This window comes from Nocardioides sp. AX2bis, from assembly GCF_902506435.1.
In the GTDB taxonomy this organism is placed as follows: Bacteria; Actinomycetota; Actinomycetes; order Propionibacteriales; family Nocardioidaceae; genus Nocardioides.
This window is the reverse complement of record NZ_LR733215.1, coordinates 1,620,614-1,644,346: the sequence shown is the minus strand read 5'-3', so window position 1 is coordinate 1,644,346 and position 23,733 is coordinate 1,620,614. Positions and strand designations below refer to the sequence as shown.

Genomic DNA, 23,733 nt, shown 5'->3' with positions numbered 1-23,733 from the left:
CCCCCTCGGTCGTCCGCTGACCACGCTGCAGCGGGCACGGGAGTGGACACCCCGTCGGACATCGACGTGGACACCAAGACGGCCAACCCGGGCGACCACGCCCCCTCAGGACAGAGCCGAGATCACGCAACGTTCCAGGTCAGCCCGGGCGACCGGACTACGGACGTGGCGGACAACCGGGTGGACACCACCACCCCCCTTCTCGGCCCCGACGAGTGGACACCAGCCGCCGAGCTCGACGCCCAGGTCCAGCACGTCACCCGCCTCCTGCGCGCCACCGACCACCACCCCGTCCTGCTGGTCCGCACGCTGCGCACGAGCGCGATCGCGGCCCTCGAGGCCCTGCACCTGGTCCACGAGATCCACGGGTCGCTGACCCAGTCGCTCCAGCTGCCCGCGTACAGCGCAGCGGGGACGCCGGCGACCTCCAGGGCGAGCACGTCGTGGCAGGCGGTGATGCCCGAGCCGCAGTACGCCACCACGGGCGTGCCGGCCACGGCACCGACCCGGGCGTACGTCTCCCGCAGCCGCCCCGCGGGCAGGAACCGCCCGGTGTCGTCGAGGTTGGCGCCGGTCGGGACGTTGACCGCCCCGGGGACGTGCCCGGCCACGGGGTCGACCGGCTCGTGCTCGCCGGCGTAGCGCGGCGCGTCCCGGGCGTCGACGAGCACCGCTGCGGCCCCCGCTGCGGCGCCCGCTGCGACCCCGGCGGCATCGACGACGGGCATCGACCCGGGACGCGGCGTGAAGGTCCCTCGCCGCGAGGGCCGCTCGGCCGTGGCCGTCTCCTCGACCGCGGCCCCGGCGGCCACCCACGCCGACCATCCGCCGTCGAGCACGCGCACGTCGTCGTGGCCGAGCCAGCGCAGCAGCCACCACGCCCGGGCCGCCGCGCGCCCGCCCCAGTCGTCGTAGACCACGACCGGGCGGCCGTCGTCGACGCCCACGCGGCGCAGCGCCTCGGCGAGCCGGTCGGGGTCCGGCAGGGGGTGCCGCCCTCCGCGCCCGTCGGGCGCGGCCGGCCCGGCCAGGTCGGTCGGGAGGTCGACGTACGCCGCCCCGGGGACGTGACCGGCGGCGTAGGCGGCGGCGCCGTGGGCGTCCCCGAGCCGCCAGCGCACGTCGAGCACGGTCGGGCCCCGCGGCCCCCGGCGGCGGGGGTCGTCGCGGGCCAGCAGCGCCTGCAGCGCGGTGACGTCCAGCAGCGGGGTCGGGGGCACCGCACCATCCTGCCCGAGTCGGCCCGCGCGGGCGGTCCGTGGGACGATCCCGCCCGTGGCCGAACTGCACTTCTTCACCGGGACGATGGACTCCGGCAAGAGCACGCTCGCGCTGCAGACCAACCACAACCACGCCGCCCGGGGTCGCGCCGGTCGGATCTTCACCGCGCACGACCGGGCCGGCGAGGCCACCCTGTCCAGCCGGCTCGGGCTCACGCACGAGGCGATCGAGGTGCAGGCCGACTTCGACTTCTGGCGCTACGTCGTGGACTCGCTGACCCGGGGCGGCCGGATCGACTACCTCGTGTGCGACGAGGCCCAGTTCTACACCTCGCTGCAGGTCGAGCAGCTCGCCAAGGTCGTCGACGAGCTGCAGGTCGACGTCTTCGCCTTCGGGATCCTGACCGACTTCCGCACCTCGCTCTTCCCGGGCAGCGCCCGACTGGTGGAGCTGGCCGACCGCACCCACGTGCTCCAGGTCGAGGCGCTGTGCTGGTGCGGCAAGCGCGCCACCCACAACGCCCGCACCGAGGACGGCGTGATGGTCCTCGAGGGTGACGTCGTGGTGGTCGGCGACGTCGAGGGCGACGCGACCCCCGTCCCCGGCGGGCCCGGCGACGCGGGCGAGCCCGAGGTGGCCTACGAGGTGCTCTGCCGCCAGCACCACCGGCGGCGGCTGACCGCCGCCCGGGCCCGCGCGGTCAGCCTCGGCGTCGACCCGCTGCCGTTCGGCTGAGCAGCCTCCCGGACCGGACCGGACCTCAGGCCGTGGCCCGGGGTGGGAGCGGGACCTCCCACCGGACCTCGGTGCCCTGCCCGACCCCGCCGCCGAGGGTGAGCCGACCACCGTGGCGCAGCGCGCGGTGACGCATGTTGCCCAGCCCGCTGTCGCGCGAGGGGTCGCCGATGCCCTGGCCGTCGTCGCGCACGACGAGCGTCACGGCGTCGTCCTGCACCGACACCTCGACCCGCAGCGACCGGGCCCGCGCGTGCCGGCCGGCGTTGCTGATCGCCTCGGTCAGCACGGCGAGCAGGTCCGGCACGACCGCGTCGGGGATGCCGGTGCGCACCGGGCCGGTGAACCGGAGGTACGGCCGGAACCCCAGCACCGGCTCGGACCACGCGACCACGTCGCACACCTGCTCGTGGACGTCGCGGGTCTGGCCCGCACGACGGAGCTGGTGGATGGCCGAGCGCAGGTCGCGGATGGTCTCGTCGATCTGCTCCACCGCGTCGTCGAGCCGCTGCGCGTGCTGCTCGGCGGGGAGACGACCGATCGACTCCAGGCCGAGGCCGACCGCGAAGAGACGCTGGATGACCACGTCGTGCAGGTCGCGGCCGATCCTGTCCCGGTCGCGGAGCACGGCCAGCTGACGCTGGTCGGCCTGGGCCTGGGAGACCTTCAGCGCCAGCGAGGCCTGCTGGGCGAAGCCGGCCGGCAGGGCGGACTCGAGGCGGTCGAACCGGTCCCGGTCCTCCGGCTCCCAGCCCAGGCCGAGCGCGCCGCGCGCCCCGTCGGCCTGCAGCGGCACCACGATCCCCGGTCCGAGCCGCGGCCAGCCGGGGATCAGCCCGTGCCGCGAGATCCGCTGGTCGTGCGCGAGGTCGTCGAGGCGCAGCGGCTGACCGGAGCTCAGCACGCTCCGAGCCATGGACTGGTCCAGCGGGAGGGTCCGCATGTACTCGATGTCGATGTCGGCCCCGGAGACCACGCGCAGCTCGAGCGTGTCCTCGTCGACACCGGAGATGACCCAGGACACCGTGGCCCCGGCGAGCTCACGGGCGCGGTCGGCGACCAGCTGCAGCGCGTCGAGCTCGGTGGTCTGCTCCAGCAGGCGCGCCGTGATCTCGGCGGTCGCGGCGAGCCACCGCTCGCGGCGACGCGCCTCGGAGTGCAGGCGCGCGTTCTCGATGGTGACGCCGGCCGCCGCGGCGAGCGCCACGACGATCTCCTCGTCCTCCTGGTCGAACGTGGTCGCGGCCACCAGGCGTAGGTGCCCGAAGACCTGGTCGCCCACGCGGACCGGGACCTCCATCCACGCCCCCGGCGCCAGCAGGTCCTCCTGGGGTCCGGGCGCGGTCCCGTGCTCCATGAAGAGCCGCGACGGCTCGACCGAGTCCGGGCCCACCACGCTGAGCACGACGTACCGGGCTCCGACCAGGGACGCCCCGAGGTGCACCAGGCGGGCCAGCAGGTCGTCGACCTGACCGGTGCGCGCCAGGCCGACGACGGCCTCGAGCAGCAGGCTCCACCGGTGCGGACGGCCCTCCGTCACGCCCTCCCGGTCCAAGCCCTGGTCCAGTCCGTGGTCCACCCGTCGCCCGCGCCGCTCAGGCCCGGTCGGGGAGGTTCTTGGTGGCGAAGATGGCCGCCTGCGTGCGGCTGTCGAGGCCGAGCTTGGCCAGCAGCGAGGACACGTAGTTCTTGACCGTCTTCTCGGCCAGGAAGATCGTCGAGGCGATCTGGCGGTTCGTCATGCCCTCGCCGATCAGGGCGAGGATCTTCTGCTCCTGGCCGGTCAGCTGGTCCATCGCGGAGGCCTGCTGGGCGCCGGTGCGCAGCCGCTCGAGGACGGCGGTGGTGACCGCGGGGTCGAGCGTGGACTGCCCGGCCGCGACCCGGCGCACGGTGTCGATCAGCTCGTTGCCGCGCACCTGCTTGAGCACGTAGCCGGCCGCGCCGGCCATGATCGCGGAGAACAGCGCCTCGTCGTCGTCGAACGAGGTGAGGATCAGGGCGGCGATGTCGGGGTTGGCCGAGCGCACGTCGCGGCACACGTCCACGCCGGACCCGTCGGGCAGGCGACCGTCGAGGACGGCCACGTCGGGGGCCAGGGCCAGGATCTGCTCGACCGCGTCGACCGCCGAGCCGGACTCCCCCACGACCTCGATACCGGGCTCGGAGGACAGCAGGTCGCGGATCCCGCGACGGACGATCTCATGGTCGTCGAGCAGGAAGACGCGGACGGGTCGCGGCGATCCTGTCTCCGGGACGGTCACATCGGGTTCGGCCACGTCGTCACGATAGCCCCACCCGACCCTCCTGACAGCGGAACTACTCCCAGAAGACCCGCTCGACCACGGCCCGCACGCGTCGCGCGCTGCGCAGGTAGTCGTTGACCATCGCGTCCGTCGAGGCCGGCGGGTAGCCCAGGACCGCCGCGACGGCGGCCCGCTCGCGCACGTCGCGTGGCAGCTCGTCGCCGCCCTTGGCCCGCACCAGCGTCACCGCGTTGCGGGTCCGGCTGGCCAGACGCCACCCGTCGGCGAGCACCGCGGCGTCCTCCGCGTCGACCAGGCCGGCCGCGCCCGCGGCCTCGAGCGCGGCCAGGGTCTGCGGCGTGCGGAGCGCCTCGACCCGTCCCGCGTGCCGCATCTGCAGCAGCTGGACGCTCCACTCGATGTCGGCCAGCCCTCCCCGTCCGAGCTTGAGGTGCAGCTGGGGGTCGGCGCCGCGCGGGAGGCGCTCGTGGTCGATGCGTGCCTTCATCCGACGGACCTCGAGCACCCCCTCGTCGCTGATCCCGGCCGCGGGGTAGCGGACCGGGTCGATCAGCGCGTGGAACCGCTCCCGCAGCCCCTCGTCGCCGACGACCGCGTCGGCGCGCAGCAGCGCCTGCGCCTCCCACGTCTGCGACCACCGGGCGTAGTAGGCGGCGTAGGAGCCGATGGTGCGCACCAGGGCGCCCTGCCGGCCCTCCGGGCGCAGGTCGGCGTCGACGACGAGGGGCAGGTCGGCTCCCGGCTCGGCGAGCAGCCGGCGTACGTCGTGGGCGACCGCCTGCGCGAAGCCGGCCGCGGCCGCGGGGTCGGCGCCGGGCACCGGCTCCTGGACGAACAGCACGTCAGCATCGCTGCCGTAGGACAGCTCGAACCCGCCGTAGCGGCCCATCGCCACCACGGCCAGGCGGGCGGGCTGCTGGTCGAGGCCACGCTGCGCCGCGACCCCCCGGGCGACCACGTCGAGCGTGGCCTGCAGGGTGGCGTCGGTGAGCCGGGAGAGCCCGCGACCCACGTCGGCGACGTCGGTGAGGCCGAGCAGGTCGCCCACCGCGATCCGGAAGAGCTCGCGACGCCGGACCACGCGGATGGCGCGGACCGCCTTCTCGCGGCTGTCCTGGCGTGACGCGGTCGCCGCCATCTCGTGCCCGACGTCCTCCGCCGAGCGCGGCGCCAGGTCCTCGAGCAGCATCCGGACGCCCCGGGGCTCCCGCTCGAGCAGGTCGGTGGCGTACCGCGACGTCGAGAGCACGTGCGCCAGCCGCTCGGCGACCTCGCCCTCGTCGCGCAGGGTGGTGAGGTACCACGGGGACTCCCGCAGCGCCTCGCTGATCCGGCGGAAGCGGAACAGCCCGGCGTCGGGGTCGGGGCCCTCGGCGAACCAGTGCAGCATCACCGGCAGCAGCGTCCGCCGGATCGAGGCCGTGCGCGAGACGCCGTCGGTGAGCGCCTCGAGGTGGCGCAGCGCCGCCTCGGGGTCGTCGTAGCCGAGCGCCGTCATCCGGGTGCGGGCCGCGGCCGAGGAGAGCCGGACCTCGGTGCCGGGCACCTGCGCCACGGCGGTCAGCAGCGGGCGGTAGAACAGCTTCTCGTGCAGCCGGCGCACCTCGCGGCGGTGCCCCTGCCAGGCCTTGACCAGGCTCGCGGACGGGTCGTTGTAGTAGCCCATGCTGCGCGCGAGCCGGCGCAGCGCCACCTCCTCGTCCGGCACGACGTGGGTGCGGCGGAGCTGGTGCAGCTGGATGCGGTGCTCGAGGGTGCGCAGGAACGAGTACGCCCGGTGCAGCTGCTCGCCGTCCTCCCGGCCGACGTAGCCGGCCCGGGTCAGGTCGGCCAGGGCACTGAGGGTGGTGGGGGCCCGGATCGTCTCGTCGGCCCGGCCGTGCACCAGCTGGAGGAGCTGGACAGCGAACTCGACGTCACGCAGCCCGCCCGAGCCGAGCTTGAGCTGACGCTCGGCGTCGCGGGCCGGGATGTGCTCGACGACCCGGCGGCGCATGGCCCGCGCCTCCTCGACGAACCCGTCGCGGTCGGCGGCGGTCCAGACGAAGGGCGTGACCACGTCGAGGTACTCCCGGCCGAGCGCCAGGTCGCCTGCGACCGGACGGGCCTTGAGCAGCGCCTGGAACTCCCACGGCTTCGCCCAGCGCTCGTAGTAGCCCTCGTGGCTGGCCAGCGTGCGGGTCAGCGGGCCGGACTTGCCCTCGGGGCGCAGGTTGGCGTCGACCGGCCAGATCGTGCCCTCGCCGGTCTGCTCGGAGCAGATCCGCATCATCTGGGAGGCCACCTGGGTGGCAGCGCGGAGGGCGGCGTCGGGAGAGGCGCCCTCGACCGGCTCGTGGACGAAGACGACGTCGACGTCGGAGACGTAGTTCAGCTCGTGGCCACCGCACTTGCCCATCGCCACCACGGCGAGCCGCGCCAGGGCGTGCTGCTCGCCGACGCGGGAGCGGGCCACGGCCAGCGCGGCGTCGAGCGTGCCGGCGGCGAGGTCGGCCAGCTCGGCGGCCGCGTCGTCGACGGCGACGTCGTGGGTCAGGTCGCGTGCGGCCAGGCGCAGCAGCAGCCGGCGGTACTCCACCCGCAGCGCGTCGACGGCCCCGGCGTCCGGGCCGGCCGAGACCGGGAGGTCGTCCGCCGGGTCGGCGCCGACCGCCCGGAGCAGGTCCGCGCGCACGGCCCAGGCCGGTGGGCGGGTCGAGCCCAGCGTCGGGTCGGTGAGCTCCCGAGCGTGCTCGGGATGCCGCCCGAGGTGCTCGGCCAGGGCCTCGCTGGCCCCGAGGACGCCGAGCAGCCGCATCGCGAAGCCCTCGTCCTCGAGGAGCTCGCCCAGCAGCACCCGCCCCCCGTCGCCCCGTGCCTCCTCGGCCGCCTCGAGCAGCCGGAGCAGCGCCGCGGTCGCGGCGTCGGGGTCGGCGGCGCGCCCCAGGATGGCCAGCAGCGCGTCGGGCGGCGGGGGGCCGTACCGCTCGAGCGCCGCGAGGTCGCGGCGCCCGGCCTCGAGGTCGCTGAACCCGAGGCGTGCCAGCGACCCGCGCCCGCCCGGCGTACGGCCCGTGGGTGCGGTCATCTCGGCCGGCTCAGATGACCGGCAGCATCGTGTCGCGCTCGTAGGCCGAGACCTGCCCGCGGTAGTCGGCCCACTCCGCGCGCTTGTTGCGCAGCACGAAGTCGAAGACGTGCTCGCCGAGGGCGTCGGCGAGGAGCTCGGAGTCCTCCGCGATCAGGATCGCCTCCTTGAGGCTCTCCGGGAGCGGGTCGATGCCCAGGCTCTGCCGCTCGCGGTCGGTCAGGGTCCAGACGTCGTCCTCGGCCTCGCGGGGGAGCTCGTAGTCCTCCTTGATCCCCTTGAGCCCGGCGGCGAGCACGACGCTGTAGGCCAGGTAGGGGTTGCAGGCCGGGTCGAGCGTGCGCAGCTCGACGCGGGTGGACTGGCCCTTGAGCGGCTTGTACATCGGCACCCGGACCATGGCCGAGCGGTTGTTGTGGCCCCAGCAGATGTAGGACGGCGCCTCGGTGCCGAACATCATCCGCTTGTAGCTGTTGACCCACTGGTTGGTGATCAGGCTCAGCTCGGGCGCGTGCTTGAGGATGCCGGCGATGAACTGCCGCCCGGTGCGCGAGAGCTGGTACTCCGCCCCGGCCTCGTAGAAGGCGTTCTGGTCGCCCTCGAACAGCGAGAGGTGCGTGTGCATGCCCGACCCGGGGTGGGTGGTGAAGGGCTTGGGCATGAAGGAGGCCCAGATGCCCTGGCTCAGCGCGACCTCGCGGACCACGGTGCGGAAGGTCATGATGTTGTCGGCCGTGCTCATCGCGTCGGCGTAGCGCAGGTCGATCTCCTGCTGGCCGGGGCCGTGCTCGTGGTGGCTGAACTCGACCGAGATGCCCATGGCCTCGAGCATCGTGATCGCCTCGCGACGGAAGTCGGCGCCCATCGACTGCGCGGTGTGGTCGAAGTAGCCGCTGCGGTCGACCGGGATCGGGTCGACGCCGGGCTCAGGGGCGTTCTTGAAGAGGTAGAACTCGATCTCGGGGTGCGTGTAGAAGCTGAACCCCAGCTCGGAGGCCCGTGCCAGGTTCCGCTTCAGCACGTTGCGCGGGTCGGCGTAGGACGGCGACCCGTCGGGCATCACGACGTCGCAGAACATCCGCGCGGTCGAGGGCCCCTCGTCGCGCCACGGCAGGATCTGGAAGCTCGTGGGGTCCGGCTTGGCCAGCATGTCGGCCTCGTACACCCGGGCGAAGCCCTCGATCGCCGACCCGTCGAACCCGATGCCCTCCTCGAAGGCCGACTCCAGCTCGGCCGGCGCGACGGCCACCGACTTCAGCGACCCCAGCACGTCTGAGAACCACAGCCGTACGAAGCGCACGTCGCGCTCCTCGAGCGCCCGCAGTACGAACTCCTCTTGCTTGCCCATGGCTGCGAGCCTAGGGCACCCGGCCCCGCCGAGATGACGCTCCCGGACAGCCGAGATGACGCTTGCGGCGCCTCGAGGTGACGCTTGCGGACAGGGCGGCGCCCTGGTGGTCGAGGAGCGAGCGCAGCGGAACTGGTGGTCGAGGAGCGAGCGCAGCGGAACCGGTGGTCGAGGAGCGAGCGCAGCGGAACCGGTGGTCGAGGAGCGAGCGCAGCGGAACCGGTGGTCGAGGAGCGAGCGCAGCGGAACCGGTGGTCGAGGAGCGAGCGCAGCGGAACCGGTGGTCGAGGAGCGAGCGCAGCGAGCGTCACGAGACCAGGCCCGGTGGTCGAGGGCGCGCAGCACCCGGTGGTCGAGGAGCGAGCGAAGCGAGCGTCACGAGACCCGGTACGCCGAACAGATCGGCCTACGTCCGCCGATGGAAGGTGACCTTGTTGTCGGCGTGGATCGTCATGTCGTAGGCGGGGTCGTGGGCGCGGGCGTGGTGGTGCGGGCAGAGCAGCCGTCCGTCCTCGATGTCCGTCTTCCCACCTTTGGAGAACATGGTGTCGTGGTGGGCGTGGCACAGCCCGGGCGGCCAGTCACAGCCTTTGGCGGTGCAGGACTTGTCGCGGGCGTGCATGGCGTAGGTCTGCGCGGCGGTGTACTTGCGTCGGGCCTTGCCCTGGTGGAGGACCTCACCGTTGCCGCCGAGGACCACGGGGATGATCCGCGCCTCACAGGCCAGCCGCATGGCTTGGGCGGCGGTCATCGGTGTGCCGTCGTCCAACGTGGCGGTCCCAAGGGCGGTCGTCAGGAGCTCGAAGGTGGTGGTGGCGATGAAGGTGCCGTCGGTGCGTCCGAGCTTGGGGGCGTTGTGGCGGGGGTAGTTCTCGATCAGCTCACAGAACGCCTCACCCAGCTTCTGCGGACCCGGCCGCCCTTTGGTCCATTCCCGCTTTTCGCCCTCGGCATCATTCGTGCAGTTGATGTGGCCGGGTGCGGCGAAGCCGTGGAGGAGCTTCTGCAGCATCTTGCCCTGGACCTCGGGGATGGTGAAGCGGCCGTGGGCGGAGCCGTGGCCGTCGAAGGACAGGGTCAGCCGCCGCTTCTGCGCGGCTTTCGCCTCGGCTGCTTCGAGCCTCTTGCGGTCGATCTCCTCGCCGACCTCGGGTGCGATCAGGGTCAGGATGTGTGCGCCGAGCTGCTGGAGCGCGGTGGGGTCGAACTCGGCCGCGTAGCCGACCAGTGCTTCTTCGGCCTGGATGAGCAGGGCGGCGTCGAGGTCGTCGGGGAGGTCCTCAAGTGCGTTGACCACGACGCGGACCTGCTCGGCGTTCATCGCCCCGGCAGCGAGCGCGTCGCGCACACGCTGCCACCGGGACTCCAACGCGGTCGCGAGACGTACCTGGGCCGCGGTCACGTTCTTGCGGGACCGGGTGGCGTTCGCGGCCCAGACGCCGGTCGAGGTGCAGCCGGTGTCGGAGCCGACCTGGACTTCGTCGGCGTGGGCGAAGACGGCGAGCTTGAGGGAGGTGACCTTCGATTCCAGGACCGCCAGCGCCTGGATGGTGTCGCGGGTGGTCGCGGCGTCCAACGCGAACAACGGCCGCTCCGCCAACGCCGTCACCGAGGCCGACAACGCGCGGACACCGCAGGGCACGGGGTGCCCGGTGGTGGTGTCCTCGGTGGTGGCCATGGATCAATCCAAGCACTCACCACCGACAACCCTTGTCTGTTTCCACAGGTCAGAGGCGGTTCTGCACACCCAGGACAGGCACATTCGATCAAACATTCAGTAACAGTCGCGGTGGGGGTCTCGTGACGCTCGCTGCGCTCGCTCCTCGACCACCGGGGGTGCTGCGCTCGCTCCTCGACCACCGGGTCCTGGGTCTCGTGACGCTCGCTGCGCTCGCTCCTCGACCACCGGGGGTGCTGCGCTCGCTCCTCGACCACCGGGTCCTGGGTCTCGTGACGCTCGCTTCGCTCGCTCCTCGACCACCGTGGGCCCTGCGCTCGCTCCTCGACCACCGGCGGGTTCCTGGTCTCGTGACGCTCGCTGCGCTCACTCCTCGACCACCGGGGGCGCTGCGCTCGCTCCTCGACCCCCGGGTTGCGCTCGCTCCTCGACCACCGGGGGCGCTTCGCTCACTCCTCGACCACCGGGGGGGCCGCGGCGGCGACGGCGGCCTCGACGTCGGCGAACGCCTGCTCGAGCTCCCGGCGGCCGGAGCGGACGCGGGTGATCCCCACCGGTGGCGGCAGCCGGTCGGTGGCCGCCGGCACGGGCTCCCGGAGGAGCCGGAGCCAGGAGCGCACGACCGCGGACGGCTCGGCGGCGTACGCCTCGCCCACCGAGGCCGCCGCAGCGGCCCGGGACCCGGGCGTCCGGGTCAGCCGCCACTGCTCCAGGGCGATCTCGGCGCGCTCGCGGGGCTCCAGGTCCGGGTCGTCCGCCAGCAGGTCCAGGCCGGTACGGACGTGGTCCCCGTCCCCGCCCGCACCGTCACCGGCGTCGGCCAGCAGCCGGGCGAGGGCCGCGCGGCGGCGGACGTCGTCTGGGTTGTGGGCCGGATCGTCCCCATCGGCCTCCGTCGCCGCCCGGCGAGCGGCGGCGTACCGGCCCGACCGGGCGAGCACGACCGCGAGCTCGGCCCGCCCGGCGGCGGCCTCGAGCGAGCGGCCCAGCCGCAGGTCGACCTGCACCAGTCGGCCCCACAGCCCGGCGTCGGCCTTGAGCGCCGGGGTCGCGCCCAGCCAGGACTGGAGGGCGTCCGCGGCCTGCGCCAGGTCGCCGAGCTCCAGGCTCCGCTGGACCGACGCCGAGGCGCACGCGGGTCCGTACCGGTCGCCGAGCGCCACGCGCAGCTGCGCCTCGTTGTTGAGGCTGAGCGCGAGGTGGCGCTGGTAGCCGATGGTCTCGGCCCTCCCCCGTGCCTGCGTCATCAGCTCCACGCACGCCTCCTGCCTGCCCTGCAGGTACGCGCACCCGGCCAGGTCGCTGAGCACGTGCACCTGCCGGACCACGTCCCCGGCCTCCGTGGCCGCGGCGAGCGCAGCGCGGTAGTGCCCCTCCGCGTCCCCCGGCCGGCCGGACAGCACCAGGACCACGGCGAGGGCCGCCGAGGCGGTCGCCCGGACCGCGGCGTCCTCGCCGGACGCGGCGCGGGCGACGAGCGCACGACCCGACACCAGGGCACCCTCGAGATCGCCCCGGTGGCACCGCGCCAGGGTGAGCAGCTCGCCGGCTCGCTGGTAGCGCGGCTCGTCGGTGGTGCCGACCAGCCGCATCACCTCGGCAGCGACCTCCTCCGTGCGCTCCGGCCTCCCGCAGCCGTAGGCGGCCTCCGCGAGCACGAGGAGGCGCCGGGCGAGGAGGCTGCGGTCGCGCGATGTCGGACCCGCGGCCGCGGGAGGCTCGAGCCGCTCCAGGACGTCGACGGCCCGGCCGGCCACCAGCAGCACCTCGAGCTCCTCCAGCTCCACCCGCTCTCGCTCCGCGCCGTGCACCAGCGGCCGGAGCCGCTCCAGCCAGCCCAGCGCGCCGTCGAGGTCCCACCCGTCCCGTGCCGCCTGCGCAGCCAGGGGGAACCACCGACGCCCCAGCGCGGGGTCGGCGAGCGCATGGGCGTGCTCGGCGGCCTCGACCGGGTCCGCACCGGTCGAGGCGAGCCGCTCGACCAGGCTGCGGTGCAGGCGCTCCCGCACGGCATGGCTGGCCCTGTCGTAGACCACACGGCGCGCCAGCTCGTGCGGGATCCGGTAGGTCTCCTCGGAGCCGTCGCCGTGGGTCACCAGGTGCTCGTCCTCGAGCGCGCTCGCCGTCCGGCGGACCGAGTTCAGGTCGTGCCCGGTGGGGAGCAGGTCGACCAGCACCTGCGGCGCGCACGGTCGCTGCGCCACCGCCAGCACCGTGAGCAGCTCGACCGCGTCGACCGGCAGGCGGTCGACCTGGGAGGACACCAGGGCTGTGGCGGGGCCGGCGAGGGCGCCCGGGGCCGGTGGCGGCTCCCCCGGCCGCCACCGCGCGAGCAGGTCGTGGACCGCCGCCTGGGCGACCACGGGGTGGCCTCCCGCGTAGGGGACGACGAGGCCCGCGAGCCAGGAGGGGGGCGTCCCACCGCCCGCGCGTCGCCAGGCCTCCTCCGCCAGGAGCCCGGTGTCGTCCGGGCCGAGCGGGGCCAGCACGACCGCGCCGGCCGGGGGTGCCGTTCGGCCCGGGCCCCCCTCCGGGCCCCAGGTGAGCACCACCCCGGCGGCGCACCGGGAGGCCGCGGCACCCAGGTGCCGCAGGAGGTCGGCCGAGGTCCCGTCGAGGCGGTCGGCGTGCTCGACCACCAGGAGCACGGGCTCGCGCCCCGCTCCGTGCACGAGCAGCCGGCCGAGCGCGGTCCGTGCCAGCTCGGCGGCCAGCTGCTCGACCCCGGGATCGAGCGACCGCCGTGACGGCCCGTCGCCCAGCCCGAGGAGGGGGCCGAGGACCACCACGAGGTCCGGTACGTCCGGCAGCGCGACCGCCAGCGCGTCCAGCCAGACCCGGCGCGCCGCCCGGGCCGGGACGCCCAGCAGCGCCCCGACGACCTCGCGCCACACGCCGGGCGCCCGGCCCCGCGGATGGTCGGCCACGTCGACGCAGACCGTCCCGAACCCACGGGTCCGCGCCCCCTCGACCGCCTCCCGGCAGATCCGGGACGCCCCGATGCCCGGCGGCCCGTGGAGCGTGAGGACGCCGCCCCGCCCGGTCGCGACCGCGTCCAGGAGCTGCTCGACGCGCGCCAGCTCGCTCCGACGTCCCACGAGCAGGGGCACCGCGGCGGACGCCGGTCGGGCCGGGGCCCGGCGCCGGCCCGCGACCCCGCGCACCAGGACCGGGGCGTCGCACCCCCTGACCGAGAGCCGCCGGGGACGCCCGTCCAGCCGCAGGTGCCGCGCGGCGCCCTCCCAGGTCCGGTCGTCGACCAGGACGCACCCGTCCCCGGCGTGCTGGGCGAGCCGGGCCGCGACGTTGACGGCCAGTCCGGTGTGGGTCGGGAACAACCGGGTCGTCGATCCCAGCACCGCCGCGAAGACCGGTCCCGTGGCGATCCCGACGGCGACGCGGGGCTCGAGGCGCCGCAGCTCGACCATGGCGTGCACGGCACGCACCGGGTCGTCGGGGTGGGCGACCGGCGCACCCAGGACGACCATGGCCAGCACCCCCTTGTCGCCACCGGAGACCTGGACCACCTCGCCGCCGGAGGCGAGGACCAGGTCCAGGAGGCTGCCCACGCGGTCGAGGAAGGGCCGCAGGTCCGCAGGGTCCACGGGTGGGTAGCGGACGAAGGCCACGGTCACCGTCCGGTGGCTCTCCTCGGGCTCGCGGCCGCGGTGGAGGCGCTCCAGCAGGGCCGACGGGAGCAGCCCGTCCACGTCGCCGCGCAGCGCGACCGGGACCCTGCCCGTCGACCACGGCACCGGTACCGACACCGGCACCGACCTCTGACGGGGGGCGGTGCCACCGGCTCCGGAGGACCGTGGCACCGCGGACCCGTCCACGGCGACCGAGCCCGTGCCCGCGGACTCCTGGGCCGCGTGCGCCAGGTCCAGCCCGGGCCCCACGTGCACCGGGAGCAGCCGGCCGCCCGACCGCGCCACCGCGGTCGCCACGGTGCCGCGAGCCACCCCCACCCGCACGCCGAGGGTGGTCACGCCGTCAGGCACGGGGACCGCCTGGGTCGCGGCCGTCAGCTCCTGGATCCTCGTCGCGACGCCCAGCGCGGCCCGGAGCGTCGGCGCCGGCGGTCCGTCGAGGAGGATCGAGAGGCTGTCGCCGCCGAACGCGACGACGTCGCCGCCCGCTGCCACGACGAGGTCGGTCACGCCCTCGAAGTAGGAGCGAAGGACCTGGCTGAGCTGCTCGGTGCCACGGCTCCCCCACGCCGACAGACGGTCGGTCAGCGAGGTGAACCCGGCCAGGTCGACGGCCATCGTGGTCGCGTCCTGCACCAGCGTCGCACCGTCGGCGAACAGGTCGTGGGTGAAGCACCGCACCGGCGCCATCGCCGTGGCGTCCACCCCTGCTGCTCCCCGCATGTCGACGGGCGGTGCCCGACCCGGGGGGTCAGCCCGCGCACCCCGTGGTGGAGATCGGGGCGCGCGCCGAGATGCGCGCCGGCTCGGCGGTACGGCCGGTCACCGTGACGCGGCCGTCGAGGCACTGGATGTCGGTGTCACCCTGGCGGAAGACGTAGACGCGGTCGGGGCTCCCGTCACGGTCGTGGTCACGGGGGGCGCGCACCTCGACCGGAGCGGCCTCGCCGAGACGGACCCGGTCGAGGTGGCGGACGTCGACGCGTCGGCCGCCGAAGACGCGGACCGGCACGAGCTGGGCGTCGTCGTGCGGACTGACCACGTTCCCCGCCGCGCCTGGCAGCAGGTCGACCCGCGCGCCGAGGACCGGCAACCCGCAGTCGATCGCGCGCAGCCCGACGAAGATCCCGCCCGAGCTGCGCGGGGTGAGACCGAGGAGGTCGCCGGGTCGGACCCCGGTCAGCTCGACCGAGAACGGCGCCGTCGCGAAGACGAAGCTGCCGCTCCGCCCCGGGTCACCCCCCGCCGGTCGCGGGGTCTCCACGAGGCTGCGGGCGGGCGTGGTCGCGGCGCCCGCGAGTGCGGCTTCGCGCAGGGTGCCGTCCGGCGCCACGAGGACCAGCGCCCCCGTCTCCGGGTCCTCGAACGCCGAGGCGAAGCTGTCGATCCCGGCCGGTGCCTTCCAGACCTGGTACCGCACCGACGTCAGCGCGTCCGGCGGGACCGGGACCGCCGCGGGGTCCTCCCCGTTCTCGACGTCGACGAAGGTCCCCCACCCGGCGACCGCGCGCAGCCGACCCCGGCAGGTGTCGGACCGGGTGCCGCCGTCGGGTGCGGAGACGACCTCGCCCACGGCGTCGTTGTGGAAGGTCCACCGGGCCTCGGCGGACGGGGCCGAGCCCGTCCAGGCCGCGGCGAGCGCGGCGGTGAGCGCGGCGACGACGGCACCGGGGATGAGGGTCCTGCGGGCGAGCTTCATGGCGGAACTCCTGGGGGTCGGGCACGACGACCTTCCCACGATCGAACCTAGGCCGGTCGGGACGGGAGGTCAACGCTGTGGCGGACGGACGACCCGGAGCCGGCCGGCGAGCCGGCTCCGGTGGTGCCGGACGTTGCCAGCACCCGCGGCCACGGTCTGTCGCCGAGCCGACACCTCCGGTGTCCGCCCGACGACACGGGACGAGACACGCGACGGTCCCTCCGGCTACAGCCCGGCCCGGCGGGTCAGCACCGCCCGGTCGAGCACCGCGAGCTCCCCCCGTCCCCGCGACACCGCTCCCTGGTCGGCCAACCGGCCCAGGACCTCGTTGACGGTCGCCCGTGACCCGCCGGCGAGCTCGGCGATCTCGCGCTGCGCGAGGGGGATCCGTACGGGCCCGTCCCCGCCGTCGTCGTAGACCTCCACGAGGTCCAGGAGCCGCCGTGCCACCCGGCGGTCGACGCTGACGTACAACGCCTCCAGCAGCCGGTGGCTGAGCCGGTCGACGTGGTCGGCGAGCAGCTGCGTGAGCAGCCGGTCCACCGACGGGTCGGCGCGGCGGAGCCCGTCGAAGGCGGAGTAGGGCAGCGACCGCGTCTCGGTGGCGGCGAGGGCGACCGCCGTCGCTGTCCGCGTGCGGTGGGTGACCAGCAGGCCGAGCTCGCCGAAGACCCGGCCCGGCCCGATCACGTCCAGCATGCACAGGTCGCCGGCGGCCGTGGTGACCCGGACGGCCACGGCGCCGCTGCTCACCTGGTGCAGGGAGTCGGCCGCGTCGCCCTCGTGGAACAGCACCTCGCCGCGCGCGAACCTGCGCCGGCGGCTGGCCTCCGCGAGGCCGCGTCGCTGGGCCTCGGGGAGCCCGTCGAACAGTGGCCACTCCACCTCGCCAGTGAACCACCGCACCGGCTCCCGTCAAGGTCCCCGCCGACAGCCGTCGGCACCGCCGGGGTGTCGGGCACCCGACACCCGCGCTGTCGGCGCCCGGACACCGCCCGGGCCGCCGTCGTCACAGCATCGATGTCGTGCCCCACCACCTCGGGAGGCACCCGACACGGACCCGGACGGAGCTGAGATGGACACCCTGACCCACGACCTCACCGTGCTGGTGCGCCGGCACCTGCGCACCGAGCTGCTCCGGCTGGCCCGGGCCGAGGAGGACACCGCGGCGGACGTCGCGGCCACGGTCCGCTACTGGCAGCCCTGCCCCGACTCGGTCGCGGGTCACCGCGAGTGCGCCGCGGTGCTCCGCCTCGCCGCCGACGCCGTCGACACCCGGCCGTCCCGTGGCTAGCCGTCGGGCCGGACGGGGCCGCGCGCCTCCTCGGCTCCCGCACCCGTGACCACCCGTACGACCCGCACCACCTGCACCACCGCACCGCCCGTCACCCGCACCACCTGCACCACCGCACCGCCCGTCACCCGCACCACCCGTCCCGCCGCACCCGCGGCGACCACACCACCAGGAGATCACCATGAACCGCACCACCGTCCGCGCCCTCGCCACCCCGGTCCTCGCTGCCGGCCTGCTGGGCGGGCTCGCCACCGTGCCCGCCCACGCCGCCGAGCCGCGCAACGACCTGTACAGCCGGGCCGACAACCTCACCCCCCAGCGCTGCGACGCCTCCGCCGAGGGCCGCAACACCCAGGCCACCGGCCAGACCGGCGAGCCGGTTCACTACAGCGCCGGGTCGCTGCCGGTGCAGTCGGTCTGGACGACCTGGCAGGCCCCGCGGAGCCGTACCGTCGTGATGAACACCAACGGCAGCGACTTCGACACCGTCCTCGCGGTCTACCGCGGGGGGCGTCTGACGCAGCTGTCCCCGATCGCGGCGGACGACGACAGCGGCGACGGCCTCGCCAGTCGTGTCGCCTTCGACGCGATCCGGGGCGTCACTTACCGGATCGCCGTGGACTCCTTCGGGTCCGCGGAGGGCAACTACCTGCTCCGGGTCATCTGCTGAGAGACCGGGCGCCTGCCGCGGGGGGACGGCAGGCGCCCACCCGGCGCTCACAGACCGGCGCCACCGGACCGGCGCTACCGCCGTGCGGCGGCCAGCGCCACCAGCGCCCCGGCCAGCGGGCGCCAGGAGGCGTGCAGCTCCTCACGCGCGGCCGCGACGCCGGCCAGGGCCTCGTCGACCGGCCCGTCCCCGTGCACCTCGCGGGAGGAGGGCGCCCAGGTAGCGACGATCTGCTCGTCGACCTCCGGGTGCAGCTGCACGCCCCACACCGACGGAGCCAGGCGTACGGCCTGCACCTCACCGCCCGGGGAGCGGGCCAGCACCCGCGCACCCTCGGGCACGTCGGTGACGACGTCGCTGTTCCAGTGCACGGCGAGCGCGGCGTCGGCGACCGCGCCGAGCAGCGGGTCCGCGGAGGCGTCCTCGGCCCACGCGACGTCGAGCACGCCCATCTGCTGGCCGCGCGGGTTGCGGGCCACCGCGCCGCCGAGCGCGACCGTGCACAGCTGGTGGCCCAGGCAGATGCCCAGCGTCGGGACGCCGTCGGCCGCCGCCCGCGCGATCAGCTCCTTGGTCGGCACGATCCACGGGACGTGGTCGTCGGTGGCCCCCATCTCGCCGCCGAGCACGAGCAGCGCGTCGTGGTCGGCCAGGTCCACCGGCAGCGCCTGACCGAGGTAGGGCCGTCGTACGTCCAGCTCGGCGCCGGCGTCGACCAGCCACCGCCCGACCCAGGCGGCGGGGGCGTCGTCCTCGTGCTCGACGACCAGCACCCGGACGGCCGCGCCTGCGCTCACCGCTCGTCCCCGGAGGGCACCCGCGCCTCGATCTCGGCCAGCCAGGCGGCGGGCCCGACGTCGGAGGGCATCCGCCAGTCCCCCCGCGGCGACATCGTGCCGCCGGAGCTCACCTTGGGGCCGTTCGGCAGCGCCGAGCGCTTGAACTGGCTGGCGAAGAACCGTCGGCAGAACACCTCGAGCCAGGCCCGCACCGTGGCCAGGTCGTAGGCCGTGCGTCGTTCCTCGGGGAAGCCCGGCGGCCACTCCCCCGCGGTCTCGTCGTGCCAGGCGTGCCAGGCCAGGAAGGCGATCTTGCTGGGCCGGTAGCCGCGCCGCAGCACGTGGTAGAGCGTGAAGTCCTGGAGCGCGTACGGCCCGACCGTGGCCTCGGTCGACTGCGGCTGCTCGCCCTCGGCGTGCGGCACCAGCTCGGGGGTGATCTCCTGCGAGAGCACCTCGCGCAGCACCGCCCCGGTCTCGTCGTCGAACTGCGACGAGTCCGCGACCCAGCGGATCAGGTGCTGGATCAGCGTCTTCGGGACGCCGGCGTTGACGTTGTAGTGCGACATCTGGTCGCCCACGCCGTAGGTGCACCAGCCCAGCGCCAGCTCGGACAGGTCGCCGGTGCCTACCACGATCCCGCCGCGGTGGTTGGCCAGCCGGAAGAGGTAGTCGTAGCGCAGCCCGGCCTGGACGTTCTCGAAGGTCACGTCGTAGACCGGCTCGCCCCCGGCGAAGGGGTGGTCGAGGTCGGTGAGCATCTGCCGCGCGGCGGGCACGATGTCGAGCTCCTCGAAGTGCACGCCCAGCGACGTGGCGAGGCGGGTCGCGTACGACTTGCTGGTCCCGCCCGTGGCGAACCCCGGCATCGTGACCGCGTGGATGTCGGTGCGCGGGCGGCCGAGGCGGTCCATCGCGCGGGCGGCGACGATCAGCGCGTGCGTGGAGTCCAGGCCGCCGCTGACGCCGATCACCACCTTCGGCTGCCCGATCGCCCGCAGCCGCTGCTCCAGGCCGGCGACCTGGATGCTGTAGGCCTCGAAGCAGTCCAGCGCGAGGCGCTCGGGGTCGTCGGGCACGAACGGGAACCGGTGGACCGTGCGCCGCAGCCCGACGTCCCCGGTGGGCGCGCCCAGCGTGAAGGGCACCGTGCGCAGGCCGGCCACCCGGTCGGCGTGGGTGCGCCGGTTGTCGTCGAAGGTGCCCTGCCGCAGGCGCTCCTGGCGCAGCCGGTCGAGGTCGACGTCGGCCACGCTGCGCCGCGGGCCCTCCGGGAACCGCTCGGACTCCGCCAGCAGGTCGCCGACCTCGTAGACCATCGTCTGGCCGTCCCACGACAGGTCGGTCGTCGACTCGCCCTGGCCCGCGGCGGCGAAGACGTACGCCGCGGCGCACCGCTGGCTGGCGCCCCGCACGAGCAGACGGCGGTCCTCGGCCCGGGCCACCGTGATCGGGCTGCCGGACAGGTTGGCCAGCACCGTCGCCCCGGCCAGGGCGGCCTCAGCCGACGGCGGGACCGGCACCCACATGTCCTCGCACACCTCGACGTGCAGGACCAGCCCGGTCACGTCGGTGGCGGCGAAGAGCAGGTCGGGCCCGAGCGGGACCTCCTGGCCGGCCAGGCGGGTGGTCGCGCCGCGCCGGTCGTCGGCCGGGGCGAACCAGCGGCGCTCGTAGAACTCGCGGTAGGTCGGCAGGTAGGACTTCGCCGCCACCCCCAGCACCCGCCCGCGGTGGATCACCACGGCGGCGTTGAGCAGCCGGTGGCCGTCGCGCAACGGGGCCCCGACGACCAGGACGGGCAGCAGGTCGCGGCTGGCCTCGACGAGGTGCTCGACCGCGTCGGTGACCGCCTCCAGCAGGGTGTCCTGGAGGAAGAGGTCGTCGACGGAGTAGCCGGTCAGGCACAGCTCGGGGAACACCGCGACGGCGACGCCGTCGGCGTCGCACTCCTGCGCCTGCGCGAGCACCCGCCGGGCGTTCTCCGCGGGGTCGGCCAGCGCCACCGGCAGCGTGCAGGCCGCGACCCGGGCGAAGCCGTGGGCGTAGGCGGAGAAGAAGTCCACGCGCTCACTCTAGGGACCGGTACGGGTCGTCCGCCGATGAGTCCGGCGGCCCCGCACGGTCGGTCCTGCCATGACGCGCATCGACACGCCCCTGAGCACCTGCCTGTGGTTCGACGACCGGCTCGAGGAGGCCGTCGCCCACTACACGTCGATCTTCCCGCGGTCCTCCGCCGGGGCGATGGCCCGCAACTCCGACGGCACGGTGCTCGGCGCCGAGTGGGTGCTGGACGGGATGCCGTTCCGGGGCATCAACGGCGGGCCGGTGCACGCGCACTTCACCGAGGCCGTCTCGATCTCGGTGCGGTGCGCGGACCAGGCGGAGGTCGACCGCTACTGGGACGCGCTGGTCGACGGCGGGGAGGAGTCGCGGTGCGGCTGGCTCAAGGACCGGTTCGGGCTGTCGTGGCAGATCGTCCCGCAGCGGCTCTACGACCTCCTCGGCGACCCGGACCCCGCCCGCGCACAGGCCGCCATGCAGGCGATGCTCACGATGTCGCGGATCGTGGTCGCCGACCTCGAGGCGGCCGCCGACGCCGCGGGCTGACCGACCACGGGGGTGTCGGCCGCCCGGCCTACGATCGCGGCATGGTCGTGCGCGCGGGAGTGGTCGTCACCGGAACCGAGGTCCTCACCGGGCGGGTGGCCGACGCGAACGGGCCCTGGTTGGCGGAGCGGCTGCGGCTGCTCGGCGTCGACGTCGGTCGGATCGTGGTCGTCGGCGACCGCCGTGAGGACCTCGCCGGCGCCATCCGGTTCCTGGCCGCCGACCACGCGCTGGTCATCACGACCGGCGGGCTCGGTCCCACCGCCGACGACCTGACCGCCGAGGTCGTGGCCGAGGTCCAGGGCCGCCGCGCCCACCTCGACGCCGCGCTCGAGGAGCGGATCACCGAGGTCGTCGCCTCCCTGCACGCCCAGCGCGGCTGGGGCGAGCCCGGCCGGGCCGCCGCGGTCGGCGTGCGCAAGCAGGCGATGGTGCCCGAGGGCGCCCACGTCCTCCCCCCGGTCGGCACCGCCCCCGGTCTGGTGGTGCCGCCGGCGACCGGCGACGGCCCCCCGGTCGTGGTGCTGCCCGGTCCCCCGGGCGAGCTGCGCCCGATGTGGGACGACGCGGTGACCGACGACCTCGTCCGGGCCGCGCTGGCCGGCGCCGTCGAGCTGCGTCAGGCGACCGTACGGCTGTGGGGGCCGCCCGAGGCCGAGCTCGCCGAGGTGCTGCGCACCCACGAGGACGGCCCCGGCGCCGACGGCTTCGCCGACCTCGAGGTCACCACCTGCCTGCGCGACGGCGAGCTGGAGGTGGTGACGCGGTACGCGCCCGGGTCGCAGCCGGCGTACGACGCCCTGCTCGCGGCGCTGCACGCCCACTTCGGCGCCCAGGTCTTCTCCGACGACGGCCGCACCGTGGACGAGGTGGTCGCCGACCTGCTGCGCGACCAGGGAGCCACCCTGGCCACCGCGGAGTCCTGCACCGCGGGCCTGCTGGCCGGACGGATCGCCGACCGGCCGGGGTCCTCGGCCTACCTGCTGGGCGGGTTCGTCACCTACGCGAACGAGGTGAAGACGTCCCAGCTGGGCGTCGACCCGGCCCTGCTCGAGCGGGTCGGGGCGGTCAGCCAGGAGGTCGCGGTCGCGATGGCCCGGGGCGCCCGCGAGCGCCTCGGCACCACGCTCGGGATCAGCGTCACGGGCGTCGCCGGACCGGACGGCGGCACCGCGGAGAAGCCGGTCGGCCTGGTGCACGTCTGCGTCAGCGGACCGGACGGCGACGAGCCGCGCGAGCTGCGCCTCGGGGGCTCCCGGACGCACGTACGGGCCCGCACCGTCGTCAGCTGCCTGCACCTGCTGCGCGAGCTGCTGACGACGGACGGGCCCGCCTGAGCCTCCGTCGGGAGGGAGATCCGTCGGGAGGGATCCGTCAGGCGACCATGCCGTGCGGGTCGATGACGTACTTCGTCGCGGCGCCCGCGTCGAACTCCTGGTAGCCGCGGGGGGCGTCGTCGAGACCGATCGTCTTGGCGTTGACCGCCTTGGCGATGTCGGCCTTGCCGGCCAGGATCATGTTCATCAGCTGGCGGTTGTACTGCTTGACCGGGCACTGACCGGTGGTGAAGGCGTGCGACTTGGCCCAGCCGAGCCCGAGCTTGACCCCGATCTGGCCCTGCTTGGCGGCGTCGTCGACGGCGCCCGGGTCACCGGTGACGTAGAGGCCCGGGATGCCGAGCGAGGCACCGGCGCGCGAGACGGTCATGATGTCGTTGAGCACCGTGGCCGGGGCCTCGGCCGCACCCGCGCCGTGGCCGCGGGCCTCGAAGCCCACCGCGTCGACCGCGGCGTCCACCTCGGGCTCGCCGAGCAGCTCGGCGATCTTGTCGGCCAGGCTGCCGTCCGTCGAGAGGTCGACGGTCTCGCAGCCGAACGTCTCGGCCTGGCGCAGGCGGTCGCCCAGCATGTCGCCGACGATCACCCGGGACGCACCGAGCAGCTGCGCCGAGAACGCCGCGGCGAGGCCGACCGGGCCGGCGCCGGCGACGTAGACCGTCGAGCCGGTGGTGACCCCGGCGGTGTAGGCGCCGTGGTAGCCGGTCGGGAAGATGTCGGAGAGCATCGTCAGGTCGAGGATCTTCTCCAGCGCGGCGTCCCGGTCGGGGAACTTCAGCAGGTTGAAGTCGGCGAACGGGATCATCACGTACTGCGCCTGGCCGCCGAGCCAGCCGCCCATGTCGACGTAGCCGTAGGCGGCGCCGGCGCGGGCCGGGTTCACGTTGAGGCAGATGCCGGTCTTGCCCTCGTTGCACATCCGGCAGCGGCCGCAGGCGATGTTGAAGGGCACCGAGCAGATGTCGCCCTCCTTGACGAAGAGCACGTCGTCGCCGACCTCGATCACCTCGCCGGTGATCTCGTGGCCGAGTGTCTGGCCGACCGGGGCGGTGGTGCGGCCGCGGACCATGTGCTGGTCGCTGCCGCAGATGTTGGTGGTGACGAGCTTGAGGATCACCGCGTGCGGGGCGGCCTGCTTGACGCCCATCGCGTCGGCCACCTCCTTCGGGATCTCCAGCTTCGGGTAGTCGACGGTCTCGATGCTGACCTCGCCGGGGCCCTGGTAGGTGACGATGCGGTTTCCGGACATGGTGGTCCTCCCTCTTCCCCGCGTCGCGGGGCGTGGCATGGCGTACCTGACGACCCACCGTCCCACGTCGCGTGGCCTACGTCACACCCCACATGGCCTACGTCCCATCTGGTGGCGAGCGGCCCGCCG

At 74.7% G+C, this 23,733-nt stretch carries 17 protein-coding genes; 5 read left to right on the top strand and 12 right to left on the bottom strand.

Annotated elements, in window-relative coordinates:
- Window positions 1-122 precede the first annotated feature (122 nt).
- On the bottom strand, window positions 123-1,220 hold the full coding sequence (locus GV155_RS07810; protein WP_236554153.1) for a sulfurtransferase: 1,098 nt from the start codon (window positions 1,218-1,220) through the stop codon (window positions 123-125).
- Window positions 1,221-1,275: 55 nt separating this feature from the next.
- Here GV155_RS07810 and GV155_RS07805 point away from each other — a divergent pair, with 55 nt between their 5' ends.
- Window positions 1,276-1,956, top strand: coding sequence for a thymidine kinase (locus GV155_RS07805; protein ID WP_160006773.1), 681 nt, complete (start codon window positions 1,276-1,278; stop codon window positions 1,954-1,956).
- A 25-nt stretch (window positions 1,957-1,981) separates the two neighbouring features.
- On the opposite strand, the gene GV155_RS07800 is transcribed toward GV155_RS07805, so the two are convergent.
- The 8 genes from GV155_RS07800 to GV155_RS07765 all read right to left on the bottom strand — a co-directional run bounded on the left by GV155_RS07800 (window position 1,982) and on the right by GV155_RS07765 (window position 16,550).
- Window positions 1,982-3,496 (bottom strand): GAF domain-containing sensor histidine kinase, encoded by a 1,515-nt coding sequence (locus GV155_RS07800; RefSeq protein ID WP_160006771.1) that lies wholly within the window; start codon window positions 3,494-3,496, stop codon window positions 1,982-1,984.
- A 55-nt stretch (window positions 3,497-3,551) separates the two neighbouring features.
- On the bottom strand, window positions 3,552-4,235 hold the full coding sequence (locus GV155_RS07795; RefSeq protein WP_160006769.1) for a response regulator: 684 nt from the start codon (window positions 4,233-4,235) through the stop codon (window positions 3,552-3,554).
- Window positions 4,236-4,275: 40 nt separating this feature from the next.
- Entirely contained in the window at window positions 4,276-7,290 is a 3,015-nt protein-coding gene (locus GV155_RS07790) for a bifunctional [glutamine synthetase] adenylyltransferase/[glutamine synthetase]-adenylyl-L-tyrosine phosphorylase (RefSeq protein WP_160006767.1), read from the bottom strand.
- 10 nt (window positions 7,291-7,300) lie between these two features.
- Window positions 7,301-8,638, bottom strand: a complete 1,338-nt coding sequence (locus GV155_RS07785; protein ID WP_160006765.1) for a glutamine synthetase family protein — start codon at window positions 8,636-8,638, stop codon at window positions 7,301-7,303.
- Window positions 8,639-9,044: 406 nt separating this feature from the next.
- Window positions 9,045-10,316 carry an HNH endonuclease signature motif containing protein gene (locus GV155_RS07780; protein ID WP_160006763.1) on the bottom strand — a complete coding sequence of 424 codons (1,272 nt, stop codon included), beginning with the start codon at window positions 10,314-10,316 and terminating at the stop codon, window positions 9,045-9,047.
- 449 nt (window positions 10,317-10,765) lie between these two features.
- Window positions 10,766-14,671: an AAA family ATPase gene (locus tag GV155_RS07775; RefSeq protein WP_160006761.1), complete on the bottom strand. Its 3,906-nt coding sequence runs from the start codon at window positions 14,669-14,671 to the stop codon at window positions 10,766-10,768.
- A 46-nt stretch (window positions 14,672-14,717) separates the two neighbouring features.
- Window positions 14,718-15,665, bottom strand: a complete 948-nt coding sequence (locus GV155_RS07770; protein WP_160006759.1) for a hypothetical protein — start codon at window positions 15,663-15,665, stop codon at window positions 14,718-14,720.
- A 225-nt stretch (window positions 15,666-15,890) separates the two neighbouring features.
- Complete coding sequence (locus GV155_RS07765; RefSeq protein ID WP_160006757.1) at window positions 15,891-16,550, bottom strand: Crp/Fnr family transcriptional regulator; 660 nt, start codon at window positions 16,548-16,550, stop codon at window positions 15,891-15,893.
- A 190-nt stretch (window positions 16,551-16,740) separates the two neighbouring features.
- Between GV155_RS07765 and GV155_RS07760 the strand changes: the two genes are divergently transcribed.
- Entirely contained in the window at window positions 16,741-16,959 is a 219-nt protein-coding gene (locus GV155_RS07760; protein ID WP_160006756.1) for a hypothetical protein, read from the top strand.
- Between the two features lie 181 nt (window positions 16,960-17,140).
- Window positions 17,141-17,629, top strand: a complete 489-nt coding sequence (locus GV155_RS07755) for a hypothetical protein (protein WP_160006755.1) — start codon at window positions 17,141-17,143, stop codon at window positions 17,627-17,629.
- A 74-nt stretch (window positions 17,630-17,703) separates the two neighbouring features.
- Here the strand turns inward: GV155_RS07755 and GV155_RS07750 are convergent, their stop codons facing one another.
- Entirely contained in the window at window positions 17,704-18,426 is a 723-nt protein-coding gene (locus tag GV155_RS07750; RefSeq protein WP_160006754.1) for a type 1 glutamine amidotransferase, read from the bottom strand.
- Window positions 18,423-20,474 carry an NAD(+) synthase gene (locus GV155_RS07745; protein ID WP_160006753.1) on the bottom strand — a complete coding sequence of 684 codons (2,052 nt, stop codon included), beginning with the start codon at window positions 20,472-20,474 and terminating at the stop codon, window positions 18,423-18,425. Before GV155_RS07745 ends, GV155_RS07750 begins: the two co-directional genes overlap by 4 nt.
- A gap of 70 nt (window positions 20,475-20,544) precedes the next feature.
- Between GV155_RS07745 and GV155_RS07740 the strand changes: the two genes are divergently transcribed.
- Entirely contained in the window at window positions 20,545-21,018 is a 474-nt protein-coding gene (locus GV155_RS07740; RefSeq protein WP_201300104.1) for a VOC family protein, read from the top strand.
- Window positions 21,019-21,059: 41 nt separating this feature from the next.
- On the top strand, window positions 21,060-22,355 hold the full coding sequence (locus tag GV155_RS07735; protein WP_160006751.1) for a competence/damage-inducible protein A: 1,296 nt from the start codon (window positions 21,060-21,062) through the stop codon (window positions 22,353-22,355).
- 37 nt (window positions 22,356-22,392) lie between these two features.
- Here GV155_RS07735 and fdhA read toward each other — a convergent pair whose 3' ends face one another.
- On the bottom strand, window positions 22,393-23,604 hold the full coding sequence (gene fdhA / locus GV155_RS07730; RefSeq protein WP_160006749.1) for a formaldehyde dehydrogenase, glutathione-independent: 1,212 nt from the start codon (window positions 23,602-23,604) through the stop codon (window positions 22,393-22,395).
- Between the last annotated feature and the right edge of the window lie 129 nt (window positions 23,605-23,733).